Origin of the sequence: Bacillus nitratireducens, assembly GCF_001884135.1 — a bacterium.
GTDB classification, from domain to species: Bacteria; Bacillota; Bacilli; order Bacillales; family Bacillaceae_G; genus Bacillus_A; species Bacillus_A nitratireducens.
In genome coordinates this window covers 1-806 of the sequence record NZ_MAOC01000058.1, presented here as the reverse complement: position 1 = coordinate 806, position 806 = coordinate 1, and the positions used below count along the sequence as shown (strand labels likewise).

Below are 806 nucleotides of genomic sequence, written 5' to 3'. Positions count from 1 at the left end.
GGGACTGAATCGACGATTTAACTCGGCTTCTGTAGCCTTCTTTCGAAATGTATTTACTACACTTCTACAAGCTAAAATTGGAGGATCATCTACAATTTCTCATTCTCTTTCTGCTTACTTTGAGCGGATTCGCATCCTTGATTCTACAACCTTTCAAGTTCCAGATCGATTCGCAGCTACTTATCCTGGTGCCGGAGGCTGTAGTCATACAGCTGGTGTAAAAATTCAATTAGAGTATGACTTGTTGAGTGGAGAGTTTTCTGATGTGAAAATTGAACCAGGAAAACGAAGTGATCAGGCATATGGGGCGACTCGAATGGACATGACACAAAAGAATGAACTATATATTCGTGACTTAGGGTATTTTCGTTTACAAGACTTTAAATCGATCCAAGATAAGGAAGGCTATTATTTATCACGTCTTAAATTGCCAACTAAAATATATAGAAAAGAATTCGAAACAGTGGTATTTAAAACAAAACCTGCTCAATTGAGACCGGTATATATACAAATTCATTTGGAAGACATCATGAACCAATTACAACCTGGCCAAGTATATGAATTACATGATGTATATGTAGGGAGCAAAGACAAACTACCCACTCGCATTGTGGTTTATAGATGTACAGAGGAGCAAAAACAGAAACGTCTACATGATCGAGCTATTCGTGAAAAGAAAAAAGGGATTACATATACAGAGCGTACGAAACTTTTACAAGGAATTACGGTATATATGACAAACATTCCTACGGAATGGGTACCAAAAGAGAAAATCTATGATTTATATTCACTGCGTTGGCAAATTG

1 pseudogene is annotated in these 806 nt (G+C 37.1%); it reads left to right on the top strand.

Going from position 1 to position 806, the window contains the following annotated elements:
* A pseudogene (locus BAU23_RS17425) lies at positions 1-806 on the top strand (IS4-like element ISBce2 family transposase); the annotation flags it as partial.